Source organism: Caballeronia sp. NK8 (assembly GCF_018408855.1).
Lineage (GTDB): Bacteria > Pseudomonadota > Gammaproteobacteria > Burkholderiales > Burkholderiaceae > Caballeronia.
This window is the reverse complement of the sequence record NZ_AP024325.1, coordinates 437,144-463,002: the sequence shown is the minus strand read 5'-3', so window position 1 is coordinate 463,002 and position 25,859 is coordinate 437,144. Positions and strand designations below refer to the sequence as shown.

The 25,859-nt window shown below is 62.9% G+C and carries 27 protein-coding genes; 14 read left to right on the top strand and 13 right to left on the bottom strand.

What is annotated here, in order from left to right; all coding sequences use genetic code 11:
* Positions 1–31: 31 nt before the first annotated feature.
* Genes NK8_RS27520 through NK8_RS27490 form a run of 7 tightly spaced genes read left to right on the top strand, consistent with a single transcriptional unit; the run spans position 32 to position 7,720 of the window.
* Complete coding sequence (locus NK8_RS27520; RefSeq protein WP_162069956.1) at positions 32–916, top strand: glycine betaine ABC transporter substrate-binding protein; 885 nt, start codon at positions 32–34, stop codon at positions 914–916.
* A gap of 33 nt (positions 917–949) precedes the next feature.
* Positions 950–1,768 carry a nitrilase-related carbon-nitrogen hydrolase gene (locus tag NK8_RS27515; protein WP_213232890.1) on the top strand — a complete coding sequence of 273 codons (819 nt, stop codon included), beginning with the start codon at positions 950–952 and terminating at the stop codon, positions 1,766–1,768.
* 19 nt (positions 1,769–1,787) lie between these two features.
* Positions 1,788–2,960 (top strand): acyl-CoA dehydrogenase family protein, encoded by a 1,173-nt coding sequence (locus tag NK8_RS27510; RefSeq protein WP_213232889.1) that lies wholly within the window; start codon positions 1,788–1,790, stop codon positions 2,958–2,960.
* 18 nt (positions 2,961–2,978) lie between these two features.
* Complete coding sequence (locus NK8_RS27505; RefSeq protein ID WP_213232888.1) at positions 2,979–4,553, top strand: class I adenylate-forming enzyme family protein; 1,575 nt, start codon at positions 2,979–2,981, stop codon at positions 4,551–4,553.
* Positions 4,550–5,350, top strand: coding sequence for a crotonase/enoyl-CoA hydratase family protein (locus NK8_RS27500; protein WP_162069960.1), 801 nt, complete (start codon positions 4,550–4,552; stop codon positions 5,348–5,350). Before NK8_RS27505 ends, NK8_RS27500 begins: the two co-directional genes overlap by 4 nt.
* Before the next feature lie 3 nt (positions 5,351–5,353).
* Positions 5,354–6,685, top strand: coding sequence for an MmgE/PrpD family protein (locus tag NK8_RS27495; RefSeq protein WP_213232887.1), 1,332 nt, complete (start codon positions 5,354–5,356; stop codon positions 6,683–6,685).
* A gap of 3 nt (positions 6,686–6,688) precedes the next feature.
* Complete coding sequence (locus tag NK8_RS27490; protein WP_213232885.1) at positions 6,689–7,720, top strand: GlxA family transcriptional regulator; 1,032 nt, start codon at positions 6,689–6,691, stop codon at positions 7,718–7,720.
* Positions 7,721–7,725: 5 nt separating this feature from the next.
* On the opposite strand, the gene NK8_RS27485 is transcribed toward NK8_RS27490, so the two are convergent.
* Positions 7,726–8,343 (bottom strand): hypothetical protein, encoded by a 618-nt coding sequence (locus NK8_RS27485; RefSeq protein WP_213232884.1) that lies wholly within the window; start codon positions 8,341–8,343, stop codon positions 7,726–7,728.
* 116 nt (positions 8,344–8,459) lie between these two features.
* Here NK8_RS27485 and NK8_RS27480 point away from each other — a divergent pair, with 116 nt between their 5' ends.
* The 3 genes from NK8_RS27480 to NK8_RS27470 all read left to right on the top strand — a co-directional run bounded on the left by NK8_RS27480 (position 8,460) and on the right by NK8_RS27470 (position 10,700).
* On the top strand, positions 8,460–8,753 hold the full coding sequence (locus NK8_RS27480) for a hypothetical protein (protein WP_213232883.1): 294 nt from the start codon (positions 8,460–8,462) through the stop codon (positions 8,751–8,753).
* Positions 8,750–9,913, top strand: coding sequence for a porin (locus NK8_RS27475; RefSeq protein ID WP_213232882.1), 1,164 nt, complete (start codon positions 8,750–8,752; stop codon positions 9,911–9,913). The genes NK8_RS27480 and NK8_RS27475 overlap by 4 nt, the downstream gene beginning before the upstream one ends.
* Before the next feature lie 235 nt (positions 9,914–10,148).
* On the top strand, positions 10,149–10,700 hold the full coding sequence (locus tag NK8_RS27470) for a DUF4863 family protein (protein ID WP_213232881.1): 552 nt from the start codon (positions 10,149–10,151) through the stop codon (positions 10,698–10,700).
* 54 nt (positions 10,701–10,754) lie between these two features.
* Here the strand turns inward: NK8_RS27470 and NK8_RS27465 are convergent, their stop codons facing one another.
* The 9 genes from NK8_RS27465 to NK8_RS27425 form a co-directional block, all read right to left on the bottom strand.
* Positions 10,755–11,321 (bottom strand): ProQ/FinO family protein, encoded by a 567-nt coding sequence (locus tag NK8_RS27465; protein ID WP_213232880.1) that lies wholly within the window; start codon positions 11,319–11,321, stop codon positions 10,755–10,757.
* A gap of 124 nt (positions 11,322–11,445) precedes the next feature.
* A complete protein-coding gene (locus tag NK8_RS27460; RefSeq protein WP_213232879.1) occupies positions 11,446–11,715 on the bottom strand; it encodes a hypothetical protein in 270 nt (89 codons plus the stop codon).
* Between the two features lie 163 nt (positions 11,716–11,878).
* Positions 11,879–13,237 carry an MFS transporter gene (locus NK8_RS27455; RefSeq protein WP_213232878.1) on the bottom strand — a complete coding sequence of 453 codons (1,359 nt, stop codon included), beginning with the start codon at positions 13,235–13,237 and terminating at the stop codon, positions 11,879–11,881.
* Between the two features lie 236 nt (positions 13,238–13,473).
* Positions 13,474–14,448 (bottom strand): LysR substrate-binding domain-containing protein, encoded by a 975-nt coding sequence (locus tag NK8_RS27450; RefSeq protein WP_213232877.1) that lies wholly within the window; start codon positions 14,446–14,448, stop codon positions 13,474–13,476.
* Between the two features lie 4 nt (positions 14,449–14,452).
* A complete protein-coding gene (locus tag NK8_RS27445; protein WP_213232876.1) occupies positions 14,453–15,202 on the bottom strand; it encodes a gamma-glutamyl-gamma-aminobutyrate hydrolase family protein in 750 nt (249 codons plus the stop codon).
* On the bottom strand, positions 15,199–16,425 hold the full coding sequence (locus NK8_RS27440; RefSeq protein WP_213232875.1) for an NAD(P)/FAD-dependent oxidoreductase: 1,227 nt from the start codon (positions 16,423–16,425) through the stop codon (positions 15,199–15,201). Before NK8_RS27440 ends, NK8_RS27445 begins: the two co-directional genes overlap by 4 nt.
* Before the next feature lie 4 nt (positions 16,426–16,429).
* Positions 16,430–16,753: a 2Fe-2S iron-sulfur cluster-binding protein gene (locus NK8_RS27435; protein WP_213232874.1), complete on the bottom strand. Its 324-nt coding sequence runs from the start codon at positions 16,751–16,753 to the stop codon at positions 16,430–16,432.
* Positions 16,754–16,778: 25 nt separating this feature from the next.
* Positions 16,779–18,215: a glutamine synthetase family protein gene (locus NK8_RS27430; protein WP_213232873.1), complete on the bottom strand. Its 1,437-nt coding sequence runs from the start codon at positions 18,213–18,215 to the stop codon at positions 16,779–16,781.
* Positions 18,216–18,275: 60 nt separating this feature from the next.
* Complete coding sequence (locus tag NK8_RS27425; RefSeq protein ID WP_213232872.1) at positions 18,276–19,592, bottom strand: aromatic ring-hydroxylating dioxygenase subunit alpha; 1,317 nt, start codon at positions 19,590–19,592, stop codon at positions 18,276–18,278.
* A gap of 348 nt (positions 19,593–19,940) precedes the next feature.
* Here NK8_RS27425 and NK8_RS27420 point away from each other — a divergent pair, with 348 nt between their 5' ends.
* A complete protein-coding gene (locus NK8_RS27420) occupies positions 19,941–20,672 on the top strand; it encodes a GntR family transcriptional regulator (protein ID WP_061177874.1) in 732 nt (243 codons plus the stop codon).
* Here NK8_RS27420 and NK8_RS27415 read toward each other — a convergent pair.
* On the bottom strand, positions 20,667–21,323 hold the full coding sequence (locus tag NK8_RS27415) for a TetR/AcrR family transcriptional regulator (protein ID WP_213232871.1): 657 nt from the start codon (positions 21,321–21,323) through the stop codon (positions 20,667–20,669). The two genes, NK8_RS27420 and NK8_RS27415, sit on opposite strands and share 6 nt — an antisense overlap.
* Before the next feature lie 86 nt (positions 21,324–21,409).
* Here NK8_RS27415 and NK8_RS27410 point away from each other — a divergent pair, with 86 nt between their 5' ends.
* Complete coding sequence (locus NK8_RS27410; protein WP_213232870.1) at positions 21,410–22,528, top strand: MBL fold metallo-hydrolase; 1,119 nt, start codon at positions 21,410–21,412, stop codon at positions 22,526–22,528.
* Between the two features lie 11 nt (positions 22,529–22,539).
* Here NK8_RS27410 and NK8_RS27405 read toward each other — a convergent pair whose 3' ends face one another.
* A complete protein-coding gene (locus NK8_RS27405; protein WP_213232869.1) occupies positions 22,540–22,833 on the bottom strand; it encodes a hypothetical protein in 294 nt (97 codons plus the stop codon).
* A gap of 419 nt (positions 22,834–23,252) precedes the next feature.
* Positions 23,253–23,882, bottom strand: a complete 630-nt coding sequence (locus tag NK8_RS27400; protein WP_213232868.1) for an ABATE domain-containing protein — start codon at positions 23,880–23,882, stop codon at positions 23,253–23,255.
* A 123-nt stretch (positions 23,883–24,005) separates the two neighbouring features.
* Here NK8_RS27400 and NK8_RS27395 point away from each other — a divergent pair, with 123 nt between their 5' ends.
* Complete coding sequence (locus NK8_RS27395; RefSeq protein ID WP_213232867.1) at positions 24,006–24,860, top strand: alpha/beta fold hydrolase; 855 nt, start codon at positions 24,006–24,008, stop codon at positions 24,858–24,860.
* A gap of 27 nt (positions 24,861–24,887) precedes the next feature.
* Complete coding sequence (locus NK8_RS27390; protein WP_213232866.1) at positions 24,888–25,859, top strand: zinc-binding alcohol dehydrogenase family protein; 972 nt, start codon at positions 24,888–24,890, stop codon at positions 25,857–25,859.

Below are 25,859 nucleotides of genomic sequence, written 5' to 3'. Positions count from 1 at the left end.
TTAACCTGAACTCGCAACGGTGAGAGAGACCATGAGAAAGTTATTCGCTGTATCGTTCGGCATCCTTATTTCGATGTTCGCAAGCACAGCCGCAAGTGCCGCGTCGGTGGTGGTCGGCGGAAAGAACTTCACGGAGCAGCAATTGATGGCCGAGATGACCGCGCGTTATCTCGAGGCGAAAGGCTTCACCGTGACGAAGAAGGACGGCATGGGCAGCGCCGTGCTGCGTCAGGCGCAGGAGAACGGCCAGGTCGACGTGTACTGGGAATACACCGGCACGTCGCTGATCACCTACAACAAGGTCAACGACCGTCTCTCGCCTGACGACACCTACAAGAAAGTCAAGGAACTGGATGCGGCGAAGGGCCTCGTGTGGCTGAACCCGTCGAAGGCGAACAACACGTACGCGTTCGCGATGAATCAGGACGAAGCGAAGAAGCTCGGCATCGTCACGATGAGCGATCTCGCGAAAGCGATCAAGGACGGCAAGGAACTCACGTTCGCCTGCAACTCCGAGTTCTATGCGCGTCCGGACGGTCTGCGCCCGCTGCAGAAGCAATACGGTTTCGAGTTCAGCCAGGGTGACGTGAAGCGCATGGACACGGGCCTCACGTATCAGGCGCTGAAGGATCGTCAGGTGAATGTCGCGCTGGTTTTCGCCACCGATGGCCGCGTGCCGGCGTTCAACTTCGTCTTGCTGAAGGACGACAAGGGTTATTTCCCCTCCTACGCATTGACGCCGGTGATCCGCAAGGCGACGCTCGACGCGAACCCGACGCTCGGACCGCTGCTCAACGCGCTGTCGGCGAAGCTCGATGCGTCCACGATGGCGCGCCTGAACGCGAGCGTCGACGTGCAGAAGAAGTCGTTCTCCGATGTGGCGAATCAGTTCCTCAAAGAGTCCGGGCTGATCTGAGCCGCGCGTCTCGCAAAACCAAGGAACGATCTCATGACCACGATCAAGGTGGCGGCCGCGCAAACCGATACGGCTTACGGCGACCTGCACGCGAACCTCGCGCGGCATCTCGACCATATCGGCGATGCGAAGAAGCGCGGCGTGCGTCTGCTCGTCTTTCCCGAGCTTTCGCTGCATGGCCATAGCGGCGGCAAGGACGCGCTGCGTCTCGCGATGACGCGCGACGATCCCGCGATCGCCCAGCTCGCGGAAGCGAGCGCCGGGATGCACGTGGTGTTCGGCTTCATCGAGGAAGCGCCGGGCGGACAGTTCTACAACAGCCAGGCGACGGTCGCGAACGGCAAGCTGGTTCACGTGCACCGCAAGACGATGCTCGCCACCTACGGAAAGCTGCGCGACGGTCTCTACTTCGCCGCGGGCGCGAAGCCAGAAAGCTATGCGATCGATGACGAATGGCGCGTCGCGACGCCCATCTGCAACGACCTGTGGAACCCGGCGGTCGTGCACGGACTCATGTGCGACGGCATCACCCTGCTCGCCGCGCCGATCAGCTCGGCGCGCGAGGCAGTGGGCGAAGGCTTCGACAATCCGTCGGGCTGGGACATCAATCTGCGCTTCTACGCGCTCACGTACGGCGTGCCGATCGTGATGGCGAACCGCGTCGGCACCGAGGGCATGATGACCTTCTGGGGCGGCTCGCGCGTTCTCGATCCGTTCGGCAAGACCATCGCGCAGGCGCAAGACGAAGAGGAATGCCTCGTCGTCGGCGAACTCGATTACGAAGCTGTTCGCCGCGCGCGCTTCCTTCTGCCGACGGTGCGCGACGCGCGCATCTACGCGCAGCGAACCTGAACGAACATACACGACAACCATGCGCGATTTTCTTTTAGACGATGCGGACCGGGCCTTCCGCGCCGAAGTCCGCGACTTCCTGCAACGCGAGCTTGCACCGCGCGCCGCCGATATCGAAGACCGTCAAAGCTGGGATGCGGTCAAACATGTGGTGCGCGCGCTCGGCGCGGCGGGCTATCTGAAGCTGATGTTTCCCGATCTGTATCAGGGCAAGCTCGAACACCCCGGCCTCACGCACGCAACGATCCTCTCCGAAGAGGCGTCCTACATCAACTATGCGTTCGAGACGACCATCGCGACGGCGCTCTCGTGCGCGTATCCGCTGCATCGCCATGCGAGCGAGCGTCTGCGCGATACGTATCTCGCACCGATTCTCGAAGGCACGGCGATCGGCGCGATCTGTGTGACCGAGCCGAACGTGGGCAGCGATTCGGCGGGCATGGAAACGCGCATCGAATTCGATGAAGCGCGCAACGAGTGGGTCATCAACGGCTTCAAGCGGTATATCTCGAACGCGTCGGTGGCGGATGTCTATATCGTGTACGGCCTGACCGATGACGGCATGACCGCGGTCGCCGTGCCGAAGCATGCGCGCGGCATCAGCTTCCCGCGCAACTATACGTTCATGGGGCGGCGCGGCTGCATCGTCGGCGAAGTCAGGTTCGAGAATTGCCGCGTGCCGGCCGATCATCTGCTCGGCGAGCGAGGCGGCGGCTTTCGCATCATGCGCGGCATGTTCAACTTCGAGCGCGCGATTCTCGGCGGCTCGGGTCTCGGCGTCGCGCGCAGCGCATTCGATATCGCCACGGCGCACGCGCAATCGCGCACATCCTTCGGTCAGCCGCTCGGTTGCAAGCAGCTCATCTGGGACAAGATCGCGCAGATGAGCTGGCGTATCGACGCATCGGAACTCATCACCTATCGCGCGACCAAGATGTACGACGCGGGCGCCGACGGCAAGGCGCTGATGAAGGAAGCCGCGATGGCCAAGCTGGTCGCGACCGAAACCGCGAACTACTGCGCCAACGAAACCGTGCAGATTCTCGGCGGCGACGGCATCACGAAGGAATACGGCCGCGCCGAACAGCTGTACCGCGATGCGCGTGCGCTGACCATCGTCGGCGGCACGTCAGAAGTCGCCAAGTATCTGATCGCGGGCCGCGATCTTCCCGACATCCGGATCACTCTCTAGAGAGCACCACCACGCATCATGCTCACGATCACGTCGCTCTTCGAAAACACGGTCGCCAAATATCCGGACCGTCCCGCGCTCACCTGCGGCGCCGTTTCACTCACGTACGCGCAATGGAGCGTGCGCGTGCGCCGTCTCGCGCAGGCGCTGTTCGATCTCGGCGTGCGTCAGATGGACCGCGTCGCCATTCTGCAGAAAACCTCCGACGCGACGCCGACCGCCTACATGGCGTGCCAGTTGCTCGGCGCCATCGCGGTGCCGATGAACTTTCGCCTGTCCGCCAACGAAGCCGCGTTCATCCTGCGCGACGCCGGCGCGCGCGCGTTGATCTATGACGATTCGATGCTTCCGGTCGTCGGCAAGATCGAGCAGGCGCTGCCGGATCTGCGCACCTATGTGTGCGTGGACAACGGCGCCGACATACCCGCGCATCACCATTCGTTCGAGGCGTTGATCGAACGCGTGCAGCAACTCGATGCGCCGCTGCCGCGCCTCGAACCCGGCGATATCTCCGCGCTCGTCTATACGTCCGGCACGACGGGCCGCCCGAAAGGCGCGATCCACACGCACGGCAACGATGTCGCAATCGCGACGAACTGCGTGATGGAGTACAGCCTCACCAGCACCGACGCCGCGCTGCATATCGCGCCGCTCTATCATGTCGGGGGCATGCAGGCGTACTTCGTGCCGCATCTGATGGTCGGCGCGCACAACGTGATTTTGCCGCGCTACGAACCGCTCGCCACCTTGCAGGCGATCGCGCACTACGGCATCACGACGCTCTTCGCCGTGCCGACGCAGATTCAGGACATGCTGTTCCATCCGGACTTCGCCTCGATCGACACGCACAGCCTGCGCATGATCACGACCGGCGGCGCGGCGATTCCGGCGAAGACGATGCAACGCGTGATCGACGAGTTCTGCCCGAACATCTTCAACGGCTACGGCATGACCGAAGCGAGCCTTACGCTGCTGCTGCATCCGCGCGATGCGCTCACGTATCTCGGCTCGTGCGGCAAGCCCACGCTCATCAGCACATGCCGCGTGATCCGCAACGATCCGGCGCGCGTCGTGACGCCCGGCGAGACCGTCGCGGCGGGTGAAGTGGGCCAGTTGATCGTGAAAGGTCCGCAGCTCGCATCGGGTTACTGGAACAACCCGGTCGAAACCGACAAGAAGTTCAAGTCCGGCTGGCTCTATACCGGCGATCTCTTCAGCATCGACGAAGCCGGTTACTTCCACTTTCAGGGCCGCGCTGACGACATGATCGTGTCGGGCGGCGAGAACATCTATCCGCGTGAAATCGAAGAGGTGCTGTATCACTGCCCCGGCGTGCAGGAAGCCGCGGTGATCGGCGTACCCGACGACAAGTGGGGACAGGCGGTGACGGCGTTCATCGTGCGCAGCGTGGCGACGCTGACGGAAGACGATGTGGTCGCGTTCTGCAAGAACGGCGACGATCTCGCGCCCTACAAGCGGCCCAAGAAAGTCTTCTTCGTCGAGAAACTGCCGCTGAATCCGAGCGGCAAGGTGCTGCGTCACGAACTCGCCGGACCCGTTTATCAAAGCATGCTATCAGGAGCCCCGCAATGAGCGAACCCGTACTGTACGAACAGGACGGCCACGTCGTCACGATGACGCTGAACCGTCCCGAGACGCGCAACGCCATCACCGAACTGGCAGTCGTCGATGCAATCATCGCGTGTCTGGAGCGCGCGCAAGGCGACCTGTCGGTGCGCGCGATCGTGCTGACGGGCGCGGGTCCGGCGTTCTCGTCGGGCGGCAACATCAAGCATATGCGCGATGAGGTCGGCACGTTTTCTGGCACGTCCGCGCATATCCGCGAGAACTATCGGCGCGGCATCCAGCGCATTCCGCGCGCGTTCCACGAACTCGACGTGCCGTGCATCGCGGCGGTCAACGGCCCCGCGCACGGCGCCGGTTGCGATCTCGCGCTGATGTGCGATATCCGCATTGCGGGCGAAAGCGCGCTGTTTGCCGAGAGTTTCGCGAAGGTCGGCATCATTCCCGGCGATGGCGGCGCGTGGCTGCTGCCGCGTGCGGTCGGCCTGTCGCGCGCCAATGAAATGATCTTTACCGGCAACGCGATCGATGCGAAGCGCGCCGAGCAATGGGGACTCGTGTCGCGCGTCGTGCCCGATGCGGATCTGATGGACACCGCGCTCACGCTCGCGCGCGAAATCGCGAGCAACGCGCCCGATATCCTGCGCATGTCGAAGCGCCTCGTGCGCGAAGGGCAACGCATGGACCTGCCGAGTCTGCTGGAACTGTCGGCGGCGTTTCAGGGCATCGCGCATCGCACGGCGGATCATCGCGAGGCGATCGCGGCGACCTTCGAGCGGCGCGCGGCAGTCTATACGGGAGACTGACGGATGGGCACATCCGCAATCGCATTCATTCATGAGCTGACGTTCGATGCGCTGCCTGAACGCGTCATCGAACAAGCCAGACTATGTGTGCTCGATCTGCTCGGCGTCGCGCTCGCAGGAAGGCAGACGGAACTGTCGCGCATCGCGGGCGATCACGCGGCCGAGTTCTTCGCGCCCGGCACGCTGCGCTCGCGCATGCTCTTCGATGGGCGCTTTGCCAGCCCGATCGGCGCCGGTCTCGCGGGCGCGATGACCATCGATAGCTGCGACGGTCACGACGGTCACGCGCAAACCAAAGGCCATGTCGGCGTGACCGTGCTGCCCGCGCTGCTCGCGCTTGCCGACATGCGGCCCGGCATGAGCGGCCGCGAGTTTCTCGCGTGCGTGGTGCTCGGCTATGAACTCGGCACGCGTGCGGGCATTGCGTTGCACGCGAGTGCCTGCGATTATCATACGTCGGGCGCGTGGAACGCCCTGGCCGCGGCGGCGCTCGCCGCGCGCGTGTTGCCGCTCGACATGCGGCAGACGCGCGAGGCGCTCGGCATCGCGGAGTATCACGGCCCGCGGAGTCAGATGATGCGCTGCATCGATCACCCGACGATGGTGAAGGACGGTTCCGGCTGGGGCTGCATGGCGGGTCTCTCCGCAGCCTTTCTCGCGCAGCGCGGCTTCACGGGCGCGCCGGCGCTCACCATCGAGCAGGACGAAACCCGCAGTCTATGGAGCGATCTCGGCGAGCGCTGGCGCATCATGGAGCAATATTTCAAACCGCAACCGGTCTGCCGATGGGCGCATCCCGCCATCGATGCCGCACTCGCGCTCAAATCGAGGCACGGCTTCACCAGCGCGCAGATTCGCGCGGTGAACGTGCGTACCTTTCATCACGCGACGCGCCTCGCGCACGCCGCACCGGCATCGACGGAAGAGGCGCAATATAGTCTGCTCTTTCCCGTCGCCGTAGCGCTGAAGCACGGTGCGGTACGTTTCGACGCGCTGCACGGCGACGCGTTGCGCGACAGCGAAGTGCTGCGCCTGAGCCATCTCATTCGCACCGAGGAAGGTGCGGAGTACACGTCGCGTTTTCCGGGCGAGCGCCTGGCCGAAGTGAGCATCGAGCTTTTCGACGGCAAGCGTTTCGACTCCGGCGCGACGCAAGCACTGGGCGATCCCGATACCCCGCTCGATGAAGCGGCGATCCGCGCCAAGTTCCACGCCTTTGCCGATACCGCATGCGGCGCTAACATGGCGCATCGACTGGAGCGCACCATCGACGCACTCGACACCGGCGACGTGACGCCCTTGCTCGATCTCGTGCTCGGTTCGATTCGCGTCTAGCGCATGAACGCGAACGACATCCCGCCGACCACGCGCCCGATCAAAACCGGGCGCGTGAGCGCATCCATCGTCGGCGAAGATGCGGTGACACAACGCATGGGCTTTTTCCTGGTCCCGCATTTTTCGATGATGGCGCTCAGTTCCGTCACCGAGCCGCTGCGCGCGGCGAATCGCGTGAGCGGCAAGGCGCTGTATAGCTGGCATCTGATGAGCGCGGACGGCGAGCCGGTTTCCTCGAGCTCGGGATTCGCGCTGTTGCCGGACTTCGCGATCACGTCGTCGCCTGAACTGAGTCATGTGTTCGTGGTCGCGAGCATTGGCGTGTCGAACTATCGCAATGCGCAGGTCTTCGATTTCCTGCGCCGCTATGCCGCGAACGGATCGACGATCGGCGGCATCAGTCTCGGCACGATGATCCTCGCGCGCGCGGGCCTGCTCGACAAGCGGCGCTGCACGATTCACTGGGAAGCGCTCAAGGAACTCGCCGACGAGTTTCCATCGCTCGACGTTAGCCGCGATCTCTACTGCATAGAAGGCGATCGCATGACGTGCAGCGGCGGCACCGCCGCCATCGACATGATGCTCGATCTGATCGCGCGTCAGCACGGGCATCAACTCGCGGCTGAAGTGGCCGATCAGTTCATCCATACTCGCATGCGTACCGCGCAGGAAAGCCAGAAGATGGCGATTCAATGGCGCTACGGCGTCGAAGACCGGCGCATCGTTCATGCGGTAACGCTGATGGAACAGAACATCGAGCGCCCTATTCCGATGAAGACGATCGCATCGCTCGCGGGCATTTCGCCACGCACGTTCGAGCGCATGTGGATCAAGCATTTCAACGTGCGGCCTTCGCAGTTCTATCTGGAATTGCGGCTGAAGGCGGCGCAAAAGCTGATTCGCGAATCGTCGCTTTCCTTGCTCGATGTCGCGATGCAATGCGGCTTCGCGAGCGCATCGCATCTCGGGCGCTGCTACAAACAATTGTTCTCCAGGACACCCGGACAGGAGCGCGCCGCGAGCGACGCGCGCTGAATGGGTCATCCCGCATCGCCCGCGCTGATCACCGATTGCATGCTCTTCAATAGCTTCGTCAGATAGCGCAGCAAACCGACCGTATCGCCGAACGCCAGGAAGCCGGGCCTGACGCCATCGCTGAAAAGCAGCGTGCCGTCCAGCGACGGATCGACGATCAAGCCTGCATAGGCCGCGTGCGGCATGTATTCGTCGGTGGGAATGCTGAACGTGTTGCCGTTTACCGCGGCATCGCGCACGCGCATGAGAAATTGCACTTCGGGCGCGCGCGACGCCGAAAACCGATGAATATCGAAGTATTCGGCGACCGCGAGGATCGCATTCGTGCACGGAACGATCGACGCGAACGCGATGCGCTTGTCGGCGTCGTCGAATGATGGCCACGACCACGTGTCTTCCGGCGGCGGGGTCTTCATCGGCGTGCCGTCTTCGCTGTGCGTATGCGCTTCCGGATGCGAATGCCGGCGCGCCAATAGCGGCTGTGCTTTGGCGAAATCGGGCGGCGGCGCACCGCGTTCGATCCAGTCGGACAAGAGGCTGGCGTAAGCGATGAGCGCGCTCAATTGCGCTTCGATGAAAGCAACGCCGATTCTGCAAGCGTCCGGGTGTCTGTTATCGGCCATCACGTCTCCTTTTGTATAGCTCCAGCGTCGGCCATGCAATCCTCGCGCCTGTTCGAAGTCGGGGTATGCGCAAGACAGTTAGTTGCGAATCGACTGCGAGAACGTGACGGCCCTCGATGACAATGCTGTGGAAGAAATACTACAGATTGCGTTACCTAAATTTACCAACGCCTGACGACGCGCTATATTTCTATCGCTATAACGCGAAGCAACGATTCCTCTGCTTGTCGCAGCGGGAACGCTTGCCCCCTTCTCGCGAAAGCAGCGACCTCAATATCGTCACGTCCGACTCGACCTTCAAGCGATTGCGCGCGAAGCCGGGATGGCAGCGTTCGCGCTCTGAAAAAGCGTTGCGGCGCTTCCCAAAGCGAGCCGCGTCACGCGGACCACACCAAGGAAAAGAAAAATGAAGAAGCACATCGTAGCGGCAGCGGCACTCGGCATGTTCGCCATGTTCAGTGGTGCGGCGCACGCGCAAAGCAGCGTCACGCTGTACGGCATCATCGACGCCGGTATCACGTATGCGAACAAGGTCGCGACGGCCGGCGGCCACGATAGCGTGGTCAAGTACGCGGACGGTGTCGCGCAAGGCAGCCGCTGGGGTCTGCGCGGCGCGGAAGATCTGGGCGGCGGTCTGAAGGCGATCTTCGTGCTCGAGAACGGCTTCAACAGCGGCGATGGCACGCTCGGCCAGGGCGGCGCCGAATTCGGCCGTCAGGCGTATGTCGGTGTTTCGAAGAATGAATTCGGCTCGCTGACCTTCGGTCGTCAATACTCGTTCTCGACCGACTATCTCGGCGGCAACTACACGATGGGCAGCCAGACGCCCGCCGGCAACTACGCGTATCACATCAACGATCTGGATCAACTGACCTCGAGCCGCATCAACAACGCGGTCAAGTTCAGCAGCGCGAGCTTCTACGGCGTGACGTTCGGCGCGATGTACGGCTTCTCGAACTCGACCAACTTCGCGGGCTCGCCCACGATCGGAACCGGTGCGAACGCGGTGCAGGGTTCGTCGAGCGCGTACAGCTTCGGTTTGAACTACGCGCAAGGGCCGCTCGGCATCGGCGCGGCGTATACCAAGCTGCGCTATCCGAATGCCGCGACGCCCGCGTTCAGCGTGAGCATCGCCAACGTGAACACGCTCGGCCTGCATGATCTGGAAACCTTCGGCGTCGGCGCGCGTTACTCGATCGCCGCCGCGGTGATCTGGGCAAACTGGACGCACACGATGTTCCATCAGATCACGGCTGGATCGTCGACGCTGAACAACTATGAAGTCGGCGGCAAGTATGCGTTCACGCCGGCCTTCAGCGCAGGCGTCGGTTATACGTTCTCGGACCTCAGCGGCAACTTCGACGGCAGATGGAATCAGTTCAACGGCGTGGTCGACTACGCACTGTCGAAGCGCACCGACGTCTATTTGATCGGCGCGTATCAGAAGGCGTCGGGCAACAACCGGGGTGTGCCGGTGCAGGCGGAGATCGGTTCGGCGTCGTCGTTTATCGGCAATGCGGGCGCGAACACGCAGTTCGTGACGCGCGTCGGCCTGCGTCACAAGTTCTGATCGAAGTTTGATTCAATGGAAGCGCGATGCCGATGAGGCATCGCGCTTTTTTTTATTGCTTCGATGCGCGGCACTATTGCGCTGCCAACAATTCATTCGGATGACGAATCGATTTTCGGGTTTTCTGGTCAACGCCAATATTTGCACGACGTTCACGTTTCCCTTGCAACAACTTCGCTTCTAATGCGCCAGTCGATATGTCATCGTGCCTTCATTCGAATCAAGGAGAAGATCGATGCCCCAGACTCAAGCCGCACAAACCAGCAAGGAAGCACTCATCGCGCGATGCCTGCCCTTTCTCGAAGAGATCAAGGACATAACGCCAGACACGAACGTCGAGCACTGGCTCAACACTCGATACGGCGTAAATAGCGCGTTATACAGGGATCTGGCACGGCTGATCAAGCTAGGCGTCGACGAAGGCTGGGCAGCAGATGTCGAAATCTCCGGCCCGCGATATCGGCGCGCGCGTCTCGTCGCACCGTGTCCGGAGACGTTCTTCTTCAGCATCACCGCAGTTCTGATGGACAGCACCGGCAACGAGCAGAACAATCCGGAAGGCAGCTTTCGCGGCGACTATCACACGCACCCGTACGGCGAGTTCAACATGGTCGTGCCGCTCGATGAAAACGCGGCGCTCGCCGGTCCGAACGGATGGTGTCATGGCGGCTGGACCGCGCCCGCGCCGGGAAGCCACCACTACCCGGAAGCGAAGGGCGGCGCGGTGATCGCGCTGTTCTTTCTACCGGCCGGGCGAATCTCATACGATATCGCGCCGCCGCGATGAGGCCATCGGAAAAATAGAAAACGCCGCGCGGCAGACTGCGCGCGGCGTGTCGTGTTACTTGGCGGATTCCGCCGTCTTGGCCGGTTCCGCCGTCTTCGGAGCCGCAGCCGACCGCGCCAGGCGGTTCGCTTCCAGATACCCGGCGCGTTCCGCATCCGCCGGCGATACTTCGCCCGCCTGCCCGCCCGTCAGATCGATTCGAGGCGCGCCCTGCACGAGACAGGTCCAGTAACGATTGCCGCGGCACCAGACCTTGATCGCGCCACGCAATTCCTTCTCGTCGAGGCCGAGTTCCGCCGCATGTTTCACGAGGTCCTCGAAAATACCGACCTTGAGCGGAACCTTGGGAGCGGGATTCTTCGGAAATGCGAGCGGAAACCGCTTCTGCAGCTTGCCGATCGTGTGTACGACAGGATCCACCGGCTTCGATGGCGCCGCCGGCTTCTGCGCCCCCGCCGGCTTCGCCGGCTTCGACGGATTCACCGGCTTCGCTGCCGCCGCCGGCTTCGCCCCGGCCGCCGGCGCGGGACGCCGCCCGCGCGGCGCCTTTTTCTCTGCTGCCTTGCTAGCAGCCTGTTTCTCGAGTTGCTTTTTCAGTCCGGCGAGTTGTTCGAAACCCATCACATCGTGCCCGTAAAAAACGTTTCGGGGATTTTAACAGCCTCCGATGACACCTTCTCGCGCGGCACCTGGCGGCCCCGTCGGATGAGCTTCCGGTTCCGAGAGGCCGCGAGGCGCATTACGCTCACTGACCGCCGCCCGAATAGATGTTGCAGAAAGGCTGCGGGTTGCATCTGACCGCTGCGCCGCCAGCCCACTTCGACGTGCTTCCGCTGGCGCTTTGACCCGTGGCCGCCCCGCCATAAGCGGTGTCGTCGGAAGGTGTCGCGCTCTGCGCGCTCTGCTGGCGCGGCGCGGGGATGGATTGCAAGGTGTCGGTGGCCTCTTCCGCCTGAGCCAGGCTTCCGAGCGAGACGACGGCCACGAGCGTGGCCGAAACGAGAACGATCTTCATGACTTTCTCCTTCAACGAAGGCTCACTGCTGATGCGTGTGCGCTGCGTTCGCGCACACTTCAACCATATACCCAGGCGCGAGCGAAGGGTAATGCCTTCATGTCATCCATCCGGACCGACGTTTCGAATTCGAGCATGAACGTTCGACATATCGCCGATGAGGTCAATGCGCGAGCGGCTGGCCATCCGCGACTTCGGTCGTCGAGCGGGGACTCGCCACCTGCTTGAGCAACAATGCGGCGCACGATGCCGCGCCCGCCATCGCCACCACGGTGAAGATGCCCGGCAGGCTCATCTGCTGCCGCGCAAGCTCTGCGACCAGAAACGAGCCCGCGATTCCACCGAACCGGCCGACGCCCAGCATCCACGCGACGCCGGTGCCGCGTCCCGAGGTCGGATAGAACGCCGCCGCGAGCGCGGGCATCGAAGCCTGCGCGGTATTCACGAGCACGCCCGCCACGAACACCGCGCACACGAGCAGTCCGACATTGCCGATCGCCTGTCCGATCGCGTACACGCTCACCGCGCCGAGCGCGTATGCGCCCGCCACGACGCCGTTCGGATTGAAGCGATCCATCAGCATGCCGCACAGCACCGTGCCCGCGCCGCCGAGCGGAAAGAGCGCGGAAATCAGCGCCGCGCGCTGCGGGCTCAGACCCGCATCCTTCAGCAGCACCGGCATCCAGTTGATGAGGCCGTAGAAGATCACGAGGCCCATGAAATAGCACAGCCACAGCATCAACGAACCGAAGACATGTGCGCGCGACAGCACGATGCGCGCCCCGCCGCTGCCCGCTGCGGGTCCGGCGGCTTCACGCATCACGAACGATTCTGCCGCCGCAACGTGCGGCGCGATGCGCGTCAACACCTTGCGAATGCGCTCGACAGGCTTCTTCTTCGACACCATGTACTGGATCGATTCCGGCAGCGCGAGCACGAGCACCACCGTCAGCAACAACGGCACCGCGCCGCCGAAATGCAGCACGCTGCGCCAGCCGAAGTGCGGAATCATCCAGGCCGCGAGAAAACCGCCGAATGCCGCGCCCAAAGGAAAGCCGCAGAACATCAGATTGACGATGGTCGCGCGGCGGCCGTTCGGGCAGAACTCGCTCATCAACGTGACGGCGTTAGGCATCGCCGCGCCGAGGCCCACACCGGTCACGAAGCGCAGCGCGGTCAACGAAGTGAGATCGCCCGCCTGGCCCGAAGCCAGGCACGCCAAGCCGAATATGAACACCGCCGCGATCAGCACGCCGCGCCTGCCCCAGCGATCCGCGAGCGGCCCGGACAGCAGCGCGCCGCACGCGAGCCCGAACAGCGCCGCGCTCAGCACGGGTGCGAGCGCCGCCCGGCTCAGATGCCATTCGCCGACGAGCGATGGCGCGATGAAACCGATCGCGGCCGTATCGAAACCATCCATCAATACGATCACGAAGCACATCGCGAATACGAGCCATTGATAGCGCGAAAACGGCTGCGTGTTGATGAGCGCCTGTACATCGACAACCTTTGTCTCTTCCATAACATCCTCTCTGATCGACGGGCGCCCAGATTAAGAGCGCGCATACGGGCGAACAACCCGGCAAGTCACGAACGCGCGGCGCGCAGCGCGCACCGACGCCTCGCGACGTTGCGCGCGATGTCACCATTTCGAATGAAAAAGCCCTTGTTTCAGGGACTTTCGACGACGTTCACACGCGCGCACTCAAGAGCGCGCACGCAGTGAATCCTTTGCATGACGATGTTGCATGCCGCGCATCAGCGGCTTCGCACCTGCCGCGATACCTCGATGAGTTGCTGCCTGAGCCATTGCAGCCCAGGGTCGGCATCGTTGCGTTCGTGCCATACGGCGCGCACGGTCGCATCGGGACATGCATAGGGCGTCGCGCGCATCTGCAGCTCGCCGTTGCGTTCCAGTTCGCGACCGAGCGACGACGGCACTATCGCAAGCATGTCGCTATGACGCAGCAGCGCGGGAATCGCGAGCGAATGCGCGACGGCCACGCGCACGCGCGGAACATCGGCGCTATCGGCGAAGCCGCGATTGAGCGCATCGCGATCGAACATCTCCGATTGCCGCGCGAGTCCCCGTTCGACGATGAAGCCGCTCACCGCGCCCTCTTCCTCGCCGCCCTGCGATACCGCGACGAGCGGATACGTCAGCAAGTCGTCTCGCGTGAGCGGCCGCTCCGCGATCGGGTGCTCGCGATGCAGCAGCAGCACGTCGGTCTGCGCCCATACGTCGATCGAGCGAAAGCGGCGCGGCACATCGGCAAAAATGCCGATCGCGATGTCGATGCGGCCGACATCGATCTGGCCCGCGAGATCGAGCCGCGTCGATGGCCGCACCACGATATCCACGAACGGGGCTTCCGCGCTCAGACGCTGGCTGAGCCGCCCGAGCAGGAGCACCGTGATGTAGTCGTTCGCGGCCAGCACGAACGTGCGCCGCGCGATCGCCGGATCGAACCTGTCGACGCCCAGCGCCGCCTTGATCTGCGCGAGCGCGCCGCGCACCTGTGTCGCCATGGCGAGCGCGCGCACAGTGGGCTCCATGCCGCGCCCGGTACGCACGAAGAGATCGTCGCCGAGCACGTCGCGCATGCGTCCGAGCGCATGACTGATCGCCGATTGACTGAGGTGCAGACGCTTGCCCGCCAGCGCCAGATTGCGGTCTTCGAAAATCGCGTCGAAGACTCGCAGCAGATTGAGGTCGATGCGCTCGGCCGACATCGCGTCAGACCTCGCCGCGCGCCGCGTAGCGTCTGCAACTTGCGCCGAACGCCTCGAACAGCGCGCGCGAAAGCGCATCGCTTGCGACCATCGCTTCCGGATGCCATTGCACGCCGAGCGCGAACGGATGCCCTTCAAGGCGGATTGCTTCGATCAGGCCATCCGGCGCGCGCGCCTCGACCGCCAGTCGCGGCGCGAGCCTCGCCACGCCCTGACGATGCAGCGAATTCACGTGCACGCGCCGCGCGCCGCCCGCGAGCGTCATCAACGCGCCGTCATCGGCGAGTTCGATTTCATGACGATAGCGATAGCGCTCGAGCAACGCTTCGCGCTTGTCCTCGAGATGATCTTCCGAATGCCCCGACGCATGGATGTCGGGATGCAACGTACCGCCGAACGCGACGTTCATCTCCTGAAAGCCGCGACAGATGCCCAGGAGCGGCATGCCGCGCGCCGCCGCGCCGCGCATCAGTTCCAGCGCGACATGATCGCGGTCGGGATCGACGAGCATGTCCGCATCGGCCGCGCCGCCGTACAGGCGGGCCTCGACATTCGACGCGCCGCCGGGAAACAGCAGGCCGCTCACGCCGTCGAGATAGTCCGCGACCGCTTCGACATCGCGCGATGCCGGAATCAGCACCGGGCTGACTTGCGCGCACGTCATCAATGCGCGGACATAGCTGTGCTTCGCACTATGCAGATCGTATTCGCCGACGAAGAACCGGTCGCATACGACACCGACCATCGGTTTCATTGCGCCGCTCCTTTCAGATCGAACGCGGGATCTTCCGCTTCGTGCGGAGCCAGCTTCACGCTCTGCGCGAGCAGCTTGCGCGCGAGCATATGCTCCTGCGGACGATTGATGCTGTCCACCGCGATCAACGCATCGCCGCGAAAGTAGAAGATCGAGAACTTCTTCTCGTCGACGGAACCGCGCAACACATGATTCGTGAAGCCCGAGTGAATACCCGCCATCTGCAGCTTGAGATCGTATTGATCGGACCAGAACCACGGCACCACGCGATACGGCTGCGGCCGCCCGACGATCGCGAGCGCCGCGACTTTCGCCATATCGTTTGCGTTCTGCACCGATTCGATGCGGCTCGCGCGCGAATCGGGCGGCGCCCAATGCGGCACGAACGCGGCGCAATCGCCCGCGGCGACGATCGCCGGATCGCTCGTGCGCGCGCATTCGTCGACGACGATGCCGCCCGCCACCGTCAGACCGCACTCCGCCGCGAGTTCGGTATTCGGAATCACACCGATACCCACGACGACGAGATCGCACGGCAGATGTGTATCGTCGTCGAGCACGACGGACACCGCATCATCGAGCGGCTGTAGCGCGACCACCTTGCGCCCGAATTCGAAGGCGACGCCGTTATCGGCATGCACGCGCTGCATGAATGCCGACATCCACGGCGACGCGACGCGTGCCAAGAGGCGCGGCTCCGTTTCCACGACCGTCACGTCGATGCCGTGCTGACGCAGCGACGCCGCCGCTTCGAGACCGATATATCCGCCGCCGATCACCACCGCGCGCCGCGCCGAGCGCGCCGTTTGCGCGAGACGCCGCGCATCGCGCAGATCGCGCAGGTAATGAACGGCATCGAGCGTCGCGCCCGGGCAATCGAGCTTGCGCACGCGCGCCCCGGTAGTGAGCGCGAGATGATCGTAGGCAATGCGCGTGCCGTCGTGCAGTTCGACTTCACGTTGCGCGCGATCGATATGCGTTGCACGCATCGACGGCATCCATTCGATGTTCTCTTCATCGAAGAAGGCTTGCGAGCGCAACGGCAGGCGCGCTTCGCTGAAGCTTCCGGTGAGAAATCCTTTGGATAGCGGCGGACGCTGATACGGCGCGTCGGCCTCGTCGCCGATGAGCACGATGCGTCCTTCGAAGCCGGCTTCGCGCGTGGCCGCCGCGAGCTGAACCCCCGCATACGACGCACCGACGATCACGAGCGTCTGATTCATGGTCTCACCCCTGTCTTTGCGGAATCTGTACGACGAGCCCGTTGATCGCGGCGCTCATCACGAGTTGGCAACTCAGTCGGCTTTCGGGACGCCGCTCCGCTGCGACGCCGTCCAGCAATTCGAGTTCCGATTCGTCGGGCGACGGAAGATCCGCCGTCGACGATGCATCGATATAAACATGACACGTCGCGCAGGACAAGCAGCCGCCGCATTCCGCGTCGATGCCGCGCACGTTGTTGTGAATCGCGGCTTCCATCACGCTCGTGCCGTCGGGCACGTCGATGTCGCGGCGCGTGCCGTCGCGCAAGATGACCGTAACGATAGACATGATATTTCTCCTTGAGTGCGCGCCGTCAGAACGCGTCGAAGTATTCGCGATGTTCCCACTCGGTGACTTCCAGATTGAAGCGGTCGATTTCCGCCTGCTTCAGCTTGCAGAAGTAGTCGATGAACGCGCTGCCAAGGCCTTCGCGCAGGCATTCGTCAGTACGCAGCGCGTCGAGTGCGTCGCTCAATGTGCGCGGCAGCGCTTGCGCGTGCGCTTCGTAGGGCGTATCGGCAGAAGGCGGCAATTCGAGCTTGCGCTGCATGCCGTCGAGACCCGAGATTACTTGCGAGGCGAAGTACAGGTAAGGATTCGCGGTCGGCTCGCCCACACGATTCTCTATGCGGCTCGCCGGATCATTCACGCCGCCGAGCACGCGCAGCATCACGCCGCGGTTGTCGCGCCCCCAGCTCGCACGATCCGGCGCGTTCGAATACGGCCGGTAGCGCCGATAGCCGTTGATCGTCGGCGTCGACAGCGCGGTCGCGCCCTGTGCGTGCGCAAGCAGTCCCGCGAGATAGCGTTGACCGGCTATCGACAAGGGTTCGGACGCATCGCCGGGCATGAACGCATTCGCGCCATCGCCCGCATGCACGAGCGATTGATGCAGATGCCATCCGCTCGACACGACATTCGGAATGCGCGGACGGCACATGAAGGTCGCGTGATAGCCGTTACGCTGGCAGATCTGCTTCACCGCACTGCGGAAAAGCACCATGTCGTCCGCGCTCTTCATGCCCCTGGTCGGCGCGAACGTGAACTCGAACTGGCTCGGGCCGTATTCGACTTCGAGCGAGCGCACGCCCAGACCGAGCGCGTCGACATTGCGCCGAAGAAGCTCCATCACGTCATCGACGGCGTCGTAGCGCAACTCCGTCAGATACTGATAACCATGTGACAGCAACTCGACATCGGGCGGCAAGCCGGGCTGTCCCGAATGCTCGGGCTTCATGTGCGGGTCGGTGACCTTGAAGACATGAAACTCCACTTCGAGGCCCGACACGAAGTCATAACCGTGATTCGATAGCCGGTCGAGCGCGCGCCGGAAAAGCTGTCGCGTGCCGAACGGCACCGGCAAGCCGTTGGCGAAATGCACGTCGCACAGCACCCATCCCGTATGCGGCGCCCACGGCAGCACGCGAAACGTTTCCGGGTCGGCGACCATCAGCGTGTCGCATGCGCCCTGCATCTCGGGCATGTCGAAGCCGCCGCCCGCCGTGAACACCGGAAACACCGTGCGATGCGAGGTGTCCTTGGCAAACAGCGTGGTCGTCAGCGTGACGCCGCTTTTCATCGCCTTGATCGCTTCGTCGACGACGAGCGTCTTGCCGCGCAACAGGCCGTGCTGATCGGGAAACGAGAAGCGTACGACCTTCACATCGCCCTCTTTCAGACGTTCGACGAGTCCGGCATAGGCGGCGTGCTGCGCGTCCGTCCACAAACCATGAGTTTCTACGAAAGACATGTGTGTTCCGCGCGGCAGCATCGGCGCCGCGCGCTCCATTCGGGTTGCGGTTCGGTGGGTTCAGGCTTTCGGCGCGGGCCACGGCGCATTCACGCGGCGCTTCACGTCGGACTCTTTCCAGTATTCGTCCCAGCGGTCCGCAGGCCCGATGCCGTCGATCGAAGCGGGACCGGTCAAATGCGCGGCCTGTTGTTCATCGATCAGCATCAGCGTCGGCTCGCCCGCCTGCGTCTTCTCGATCGCATCGACGAGAAGGCGTCGATACGCGATGATTCCCTTGTCGGTCGTGCCCAGATGCTCGCGCGTGCGGTCCTGAATCGCGCCCTGCGATTCGACGGCCCACTGATCATGCACGTTGATGTCGAAGCCCATCCCCGTGTAGGTTTCGCTCAACTGCTCGCGCGGATCGAAACCGTAGTTGTTGCGCTTGTTCTTGCGCGACGTGTAATCGGGCAGTTCATACAGTTCGAGCCGTTGCTCGCGCATCTGCGCCTTGTCGGTCGGCGCGCCGAAACTCGTGAAAATCGCGTACCAGTAGCAGTTCTCGTCGTCGACGGGCACGTGCCATTGCGTGATCGTCATTTCCGAGCTCATCGGAATGACGAACGCTTGCGGGAACACGACGTTGGTCACGCGCACATGCGTATGCGCTTCGTCGAGCGGGCGCTTTGCAATGAGGCGCAGGCCGTAGTCCGCCGGGCTCACGAGAATCTCGGGCGATTCGAATTCGCGCAGCACCTTGGTGATCGGCATGTTCGAATCAGCCGACGCGCCGCGGAACTGCTTGCCGTAGCTCTCGCTCACGTCCGCGTCCTCGAAGAAGCGATGCAGAAACGATGCGTGCGCGGGATCGATGCCGACTTCGAGCGCCTGCAGCCAGTTGCATTCGAACAGACCTTTGAACGCGAACGTGTACGCATCGGGCGCGGCGAAGCAGTCGAAGTTCGGAAACGCGGGCGGCGCGTCCTTGCCGATGTAACCGAACAGAATTCCGGCCTTCTCGACGATCGGATATGCCGACTGGCGCACCTTGTTGCAGAGCGTGCTGCCGACGGGCTCGCCCGGCGTCGAGAGACAGCGTCCGCTGGCGTCGAAGAGCCAGCCGTGGAACGCGCAACGCAGGCCGCCGTCTTCGAGACGCCCCGCTGCGAGATCCGCCCCGCGATGCGGGCAGTCGCGATCCAGCATGCCGTAGCGGCCTTGTTCGTCCCTGAAGACGACGAAATCCTGCCCCATCAGGCGCACGGCTTTCACGGGACGCTCGGCGGGCAATTCATCGACGAGCGCCACGGGCTGCCAGTACCGGCGCAACAACTGGCCGGCGGGCGTGCCCTTGCCGACGCGGGTGATCGTTTCGTTTTGCTGCGAACTCATCATGGCGATGTCTCCGGTTCGTTGAATTCAAACGGCGGTTGATTGCATGCAATGCGCCGTGTTCTTGGGACGAAGAATAGCCATAAGCACGCATTTGTACAAATGATGTATGCAGCACGCTTGTGCGAATCTCAACCTACCAAAGCGTGAGCCAGTCCTATATCGTTGATATTACTGCATTTATCGAAGAAAATAAGGTTTACCCGCAGTCAGTCAAGAAAACCGTTTCGACTATGTTTTCGCTATGTTGCATACAACGAAAAACATCACTGCGATGAGTTGCTCAAATCCCAAACGCAGTAGACCGTCTTTCGCCTAGAATCACCCACAGTGGCGACCGGAGAGAAAGCAATGGAATCCCAGCAAGAACGCGTATTGGTCTATCTGCGCGACCTGATCCTGAAAGGCGAATTCGCGCCCGGCGAACGCCTGGGCGAAGTCGCGCTCGCCGAGCGGCTGAAGGCGTCGCGCACGCCGGTGCGGCTCGCGCTCACCACGCTGGAGCAGGAAGGTCTGGTCGAGCCATCGCCGGCGGGCGGATATGTGATGCGGCGCATCACGGCCGCCGAAATCGGCGATGCCATCGCGGTGCGCGGTCATCTGGAAGGCATGGCGGCGCGTCTGGTCGCCGAGCACGGCGTGCCGCGCCAGCTATCGAATGCGCTGGCGGAATGCCTGCGCGCGGGCGATCGGCTGCTCGCGAAATCCGAACTCGATCTCGACGACTACGCCGCCTACACCGACATGAACAATCGCTTCCACAAGCTGATCGTCGAAGGGTCGGGCAACGCGGCGCTGATGCGCGCCATCGACATGAACAATCGCCTGCCGTTCGCCGCAGCGAGCGCGATGTTGCCGATGCAATCGGCCATCGAAGAAGGACGGCAATGGCTTTTCATGGCGCATCAGCAGCACCACAGTCTGGTGGATGCGCTGGAACGCGGCGAAGGCACGCGCGCGCAGGCGCTCGCGACAGAGCACGTGCAGATCGCGCAGAAGAATCTGGCGTATGCGCTGGAACGCCCGGAAGTGTGCGTGAAACTCGCGCCCGCGTTGCAACTGGTCGCGGAAGCGGTTTTATAAAGATTTCGAAGCGGGTTTCGAAGCGGCGCGCTCATAGCGCGCGAGGAACATGTCGGCGGCCGCTTCCGCCACTTTCTTCTGCTCATTCTTCGAAAGCGGCGGCTGGCCCATCGTCACCTGCGGCCAGAACGCGAAACCCTTCACGATGCCATGCAATTGCTGCCCGGCGAAGACCGGGTCCGCGACCACGAGACGGCCATCGGCGGCGGCTTTTCTGATCCACGCCGTGACGTCTTCCTCACGCTCGCCGATGCGCGCGACCATGTCCCGCGCGCGCTCCGGTGAATGAATGCCCGCCGCGATCGCCACGCGCGCGAGCGACAGAAAAGCCTCATCGGTCATCAGACGCAGCTTGCGCGTGAGCAGCGCGAGCAGTTGCGCGCGCAACGGTTCATCGGCGCTATAGACGGGTGAATCGCCGGTTTCGCTCGCGTCCCAGAGACGATGCAGGATCGCGGCGAACAACGCTTCCTTGCTCTCGAAATGGTTATAGACCGTGCGCTTGGACACGCCCGCGCGTGCGGCGATGCGGTCCATGCTGGTCGCGTCGTAGCCCGCGGCGATGAACTCCTCCACGGCCGCGCTCACGATCGCGGCGCGCTTGCGGTCGGTCAGGCGCTGGGGAATTTCGTCGATGTCGTTCGAATCCATCCCCATATTTTACACCGGTCGGTTTACTTTTTTCTCAAAATTAAACTACACTGTGCAGTCTACTTTCCGATCCGGGATGACGCCCCATGACTTCGTTTGCCGCTCGCATCAGCCGTGCCCTGGGTATCGCCGCAGCCAAGCGCTCACGCGTGATGTCGAGCGCGTCGCCGCAACATGACGGCGAGCGCTTTCGCAACGTGAAGCCGCGTCCCGTCGAAGGCGTCGGCAAGACCTTGCGCATCGTGTGGAACATGCTTTTCAAGAAGCCGCACAACGCGGTGCCGGCGCAAGTGCCCAGCGTCGACGCGCTCACGCGCGCACAACTCGACGCCGCGCCCGATCGCAGTCTGTACCGGCTCGGCCATTCGACGATGCTCTTCAAGCTGCGCGGTGAATACTTTCTGACGGACCCGGTTTTCGGCGAGCGCGCGTCGCCGTTCAGGCGCGTCGGGCCGAAGCGTTTTCACGCGCCGCCCATTGCGCTCGATGACCTGCCGCCGCTGCGCGCCGTGATCCTGTCACACGATCACTACGATCATCTCGATCGCGACACCGTGCTCACGCTGGCCGCGACGACGCAGATGTTTCTGACGCCGCTCGGCGTCGGCGACCGGTTGATCGAATGGGGCATCGATGCATCGAAGGTGCGTCAGCTCGACTGGTGGCAAAGCGCGCAGCTCGACGGCCTCTCGTTCACCGCGACGCCCGCGCAACATTTTTCCGGCCGCAGTCTGCTCGACGGCAACAGCACGCTGTGGGCGTCGTGGGTCATCATCGATGATGACGTGCGCGTGTTCTTCAGCGGCGACACCGGCTATTTCGACGGCTTCAGAACGATCGGCGAACGCCTCGGACCGTTCGACGTCACGCTGATCGAAACCGGCGCCTACGATGCGCAATGGCCCTATGTCCACATGCAGCCCGAGGAAACGGTGCAGGCGCACATCGACTTGCGCGGCCGCTGGCTCGTGCCGATTCACAACGGCACCTTCGATCTGGCGCTGCATCCGTGGCAGGAGCCGTTCGAGCGGGTAACGGGACTTGCGCTTGCACGCGGCGTCGCGGCTGCGACGCCGCGCATGGGCGAACGGCTGGACCTCGAAGCGCCGCATCGCGGGGAACGGTGGTGGCGTGAAGTGGCCGATGCAAAGCCGGCTGCGTCTTCGTGGCGCTTGTGCGCGTCGCGGGTGGAAGGGGTGGAATAGCGCGGTTCGCGCTATTCCGAACGTGGCGAAGGTGGGGTAGGATCGGGCGTCGGCTCGGTATTGCGCGTCACCGTGATGTAGGAAGCGAGCGCCGGTTGATGTACGGCAAGCAGAAGCAACGATGCCGCGCCGAGCTTGCGCGCGAACTCGTCATCTGCCTTGCCGCCTTCATCGTCGATCGATAATGGCACGACCAATGACGCCGAGCGCAGACTCTCGATCGTCTCACGGCTCACCGTGCAAGTTTCGATCGCATTGTTGTCTTCGTCGTATGCGATTACGACGCAGCGTGGCGTGGTCTTCATCCCAGGAATCTCCCTCTGAGGCAGTTCGAGTATCGCAGCATTGCTCTCTCCTTACACACGCCCCAAGACCTCGATGAAACGGCGTGCCATGCGGATCTCTCAGGAAATCCGCGAGATCAGCAGCAACAAATGCAGTCGGGGCAATCTGCTCCGGACTCGCCGCCGCGATGATCCGACTCCCATCGCTGACTGCCGCAGCTTGTCCGGAGTATTGCCGCGACTCCGCGCGCGCAAACAGCATGCAGCGATCCAACAGGCCCACGGTTATGGTGAAAGACACTTCTGGTCCTCCGTATCAACGGAGAGGATCAGCATAGTTTGCCGTGGCAAGAATGACTGTAATAAATTCACTCGCGCGCTCAGAGGTAAAGGACGCCGTCTTCGAGGACATCCACTCACGCAAATGCATAGCGATATTCTCAACCGCCCTTCCCCTCTCTGAGCCGCGCCCGATGCGCGGCCACCTTCGCGCGATTCCCGCAAATCGCCATGCTGCACCAGCGGCGCGCATGCCCACGCGTGTGATCGGCAAACAGCAACGTGCACGACGGCCCTTCACACGCCTTCACGTAAGTAAAGTCCTCTTCGCAGACGAGCTTCGCGAGCGCTTCGACGATCGGCATCAGCAGCGATTCGGCCGTCGGCCAGCGCCGCTGCATGCCGTACGCGAAACCGCTCGCGGCATTCGCATCGGCGACGATCACACCGTGTTGTTCATCGCGCTGCAACACGCGATTCAGCGCATCGAGTTCGCTCAAATCCTTCGCCGATAGCGGCCTTCCCTTCCTCTTTTGCACGAATGCGCGAAACCATTCGCGCAAGCCACGCGCCTTCGCCGCGACCTCATCCAGTTCTGCCGGCGCGACATGCGAACGCATGTGCGCAAGCACTTCGATGGGCACGAGCTGCGCCTGTTCAAGCCATGACAGCAAACCTTCGCCGTCGCCGATCCAGTCGACGGGTTCATCGACCGGCGTCGCAATCGAATTCAGGAAGTCGAGGCCGGGCGCATCGGCCAGGAAGATCGCCGGGATGGAGCGGTAGTCCATTTTTGAGTTCAGCCGTGTTTCTTCGATGACTTCATCGTAACCGCTAAAAAACCTCTTGACAAGTTACATGTTCGGTTTGTAACCTTCTCAACACACTTTTAACGGTTACACGGAGAGACAGCCATGCCCTCTATCGCTCATCGTCATATCGACGTCGACGGCTTCAACGTGTTCTATCGCGAGGCCGGTCCGGCAGACGCGCCGAAGCTGCTTCTGCTGCACGGATTTCCGAGTTCCAGCCACATGTTCCGCGACCTGATTCCGCTCTTGTCCGAACGGTTTCATATCGTCGCGCCCGACCTGCCCGGTTTCGGCCTTTCCGATTTGCCGAGCCGCGACGCGTTCCCGTACACGTTCGAGAACATCGCGAACGTGATCGATCGCTTCACCGAAGTCATCGGCTTCGATCGTTATGCGGTCTATGTCTTCGATTACGGCGCGCCCACTGGCTTTCGTCTTGCGCTGAAGCACCCCGAACGCATCACGGCGATCGTTTCGCAAAACGGCAACGCCTATGAAGAAGGACTGAGCGACGGCTGGAATCCGATCCGCGCGTACTGGCAAGCGCCGACGCAAGCGAACCGCGACGCATTGCGTGCGTTCCTCACGAAAGACACGACGAAGTGGCAATACACGCACGGCGTGCCCGACGTATCCGCGATTTCACCCGATGGCTATGCGCTCGACGACTACTACCTGAACCGTCCGGGCGCGCATGACGTGCAGCTCGATCTGTTCTACGACTATCGCAACAACGTCGCGCTGTATCCGGCATTCCAGGCTTATTTCCGCGAGCATCAACCGAAGTTGCTCGCCGTGTGGGGCAAGCACGATCCGTTCTTCCTGCCGCCGGGCGCGGAAGCTTTCAAGCGCGATATCCCGAATGCGGACGTGCGCTTCTTCGACACGGGCCACTTCGCGCTCGAAACGCACGCGGCGCAGATCGCGGCGGCCATCACCGAATTCCTCGCTCACTGAAACGCGAATCCATCCAAGGAGAACATCATGCGTGCAATCGTCCTCGAAAAGTTCGGCGGTCTCGACAGCCTCGTCCATGCGGAGATTCCGGAGCCGGAACCGCTGGCCGGCCATGTCGTCATCGAGATCAAGGCGTTCGGCATCAACCACGCCGAGATGCACATGCGGCGCGGCGAATGGGCCGAAGCCGCGAAAGTCAGCGGCATCGAATGCGTGGGCATCGTGAAGTCGTGTCCGGGCGGCGAGTTTCCGGTCGGCGCGAAAGTGGCCGCGCTGATGGGCGGGCTCGGGCGCACCATCAACGGAAGTTATGCGCAGTTCACGCGCGCGCCGGTGTCGAACGTGGCGCTGATCGAATCGGACTTGCCGTGGGCCGAGCTTGCCGCGATTCCCGAAACCTATGCGACGGCATGGACGTGCCTGTTTCGCAACCTCGAACTCGAGCAAGGCCAAACGATCGTGATTCGCGGCGCGACGTCGTCGTTCGGTCAGGCGGCCGTGAATCTCGCGGTGAACGCGGGCGCGAAGGTCATCGCGACGACGCGCAATCGCGCGCGCTTCGCGAAGCTCGAAGCGCTGGGTGTATCGCGCGTCGAACTCGAAGGACCGGACCTCAGCAAGCGCATCGCGGAAGCGAAGGAGATCGATGCTGTGCTCGATCTCGTCGGCAACAGCACGATTCTCGATTCACTCGCGATGCTGCGTCGCGGCGGCCGCGCGTGTCTCGCGGGCTGGCTCGGCGGCCTCGCGCCGATCGCGGATTTCAATCCGCTTTTGCAGATGTCGAGCGGCGTGCATTTGACCTTCTTCGGCAGTTTCGTATTCGGTACGCCAGGCTTTCCGCTGTCGGATGTGCCTTTGCAAGCGATCGCGGCAGACATCGCCGCGGGCCGCTTCGACGCGAAGCCGTCACGCGTATTTTCCTTCGATGACATTCGCGAAGCGCATCGCGTGATGGAAGCGAATGAAGCAAACGGAAAGATGGTCGTCGTTCACTGA

Coding starts and splice junctions, on each gene's coding strand:
- NK8_RS27470 (WP_213232881.1), top strand. CDS start 10,149: ATGCCCCAGACTCAAGCCGCACAAACCAGCAAGGAAGCACTCATCGCG.
- NK8_RS27435 (WP_213232874.1), bottom strand. CDS start 16,753: ATGTCTATCGTTACGGTCATCTTGCGCGACGGCACGCGCCGCGACATC.
- NK8_RS27510 (WP_213232889.1), top strand. CDS start 1,788: ATGCGCGATTTTCTTTTAGACGATGCGGACCGGGCCTTCCGCGCCGAA.
- NK8_RS27395 (WP_213232867.1), top strand. CDS start 24,006: ATGCCCTCTATCGCTCATCGTCATATCGACGTCGACGGCTTCAACGTG.
- NK8_RS27460 (WP_213232879.1), bottom strand. CDS start 11,715: ATGAAGATCGTTCTCGTTTCGGCCACGCTCGTGGCCGTCGTCTCGCTC.
- NK8_RS27485 (WP_213232884.1), bottom strand. CDS start 8,343: ATGGCCGATAACAGACACCCGGACGCTTGCAGAATCGGCGTTGCTTTC.
- NK8_RS27450 (WP_213232877.1), bottom strand. CDS start 14,448: ATGTCGGCCGAGCGCATCGACCTCAATCTGCTGCGAGTCTTCGACGCG.
- NK8_RS27390 (WP_213232866.1), top strand. CDS start 24,888: ATGCGTGCAATCGTCCTCGAAAAGTTCGGCGGTCTCGACAGCCTCGTC.
- NK8_RS27480 (WP_213232883.1), top strand. CDS start 8,460: ATGACAATGCTGTGGAAGAAATACTACAGATTGCGTTACCTAAATTTA.
- NK8_RS27400 (WP_213232868.1), bottom strand. CDS start 23,882: ATGGACTACCGCTCCATCCCGGCGATCTTCCTGGCCGATGCGCCCGGC.
- NK8_RS27520 (WP_162069956.1), top strand. CDS start 32: ATGAGAAAGTTATTCGCTGTATCGTTCGGCATCCTTATTTCGATGTTC.
- NK8_RS27455 (WP_213232878.1), bottom strand. CDS start 13,237: ATGGAAGAGACAAAGGTTGTCGATGTACAGGCGCTCATCAACACGCAG.
- NK8_RS27420 (WP_061177874.1), top strand. CDS start 19,941: ATGGAATCCCAGCAAGAACGCGTATTGGTCTATCTGCGCGACCTGATC.
- NK8_RS27475 (WP_213232882.1), top strand. CDS start 8,750: ATGAAGAAGCACATCGTAGCGGCAGCGGCACTCGGCATGTTCGCCATG.
- NK8_RS27495 (WP_213232887.1), top strand. CDS start 5,354: ATGGGCACATCCGCAATCGCATTCATTCATGAGCTGACGTTCGATGCG.
- NK8_RS27405 (WP_213232869.1), bottom strand. CDS start 22,833: ATGAAGACCACGCCACGCTGCGTCGTAATCGCATACGACGAAGACAAC.
- NK8_RS27515 (WP_213232890.1), top strand. CDS start 950: ATGACCACGATCAAGGTGGCGGCCGCGCAAACCGATACGGCTTACGGC.
- NK8_RS27430 (WP_213232873.1), bottom strand. CDS start 18,215: ATGTCTTTCGTAGAAACTCATGGTTTGTGGACGGACGCGCAGCACGCC.
- NK8_RS27500 (WP_162069960.1), top strand. CDS start 4,550: ATGAGCGAACCCGTACTGTACGAACAGGACGGCCACGTCGTCACGATG.
- NK8_RS27440 (WP_213232875.1), bottom strand. CDS start 16,425: ATGAATCAGACGCTCGTGATCGTCGGTGCGTCGTATGCGGGGGTTCAG.
- NK8_RS27410 (WP_213232870.1), top strand. CDS start 21,410: ATGACTTCGTTTGCCGCTCGCATCAGCCGTGCCCTGGGTATCGCCGCA.
- NK8_RS27505 (WP_213232888.1), top strand. CDS start 2,979: ATGCTCACGATCACGTCGCTCTTCGAAAACACGGTCGCCAAATATCCG.
- NK8_RS27415 (WP_213232871.1), bottom strand. CDS start 21,323: ATGGATTCGAACGACATCGACGAAATTCCCCAGCGCCTGACCGACCGC.
- NK8_RS27445 (WP_213232876.1), bottom strand. CDS start 15,202: ATGAAACCGATGGTCGGTGTCGTATGCGACCGGTTCTTCGTCGGCGAA.
- NK8_RS27490 (WP_213232885.1), top strand. CDS start 6,689: ATGAACGCGAACGACATCCCGCCGACCACGCGCCCGATCAAAACCGGG.
- NK8_RS27425 (WP_213232872.1), bottom strand. CDS start 19,592: ATGATGAGTTCGCAGCAAAACGAAACGATCACCCGCGTCGGCAAGGGC.
- NK8_RS27465 (WP_213232880.1), bottom strand. CDS start 11,321: ATGGGTTTCGAACAACTCGCCGGACTGAAAAAGCAACTCGAGAAACAG.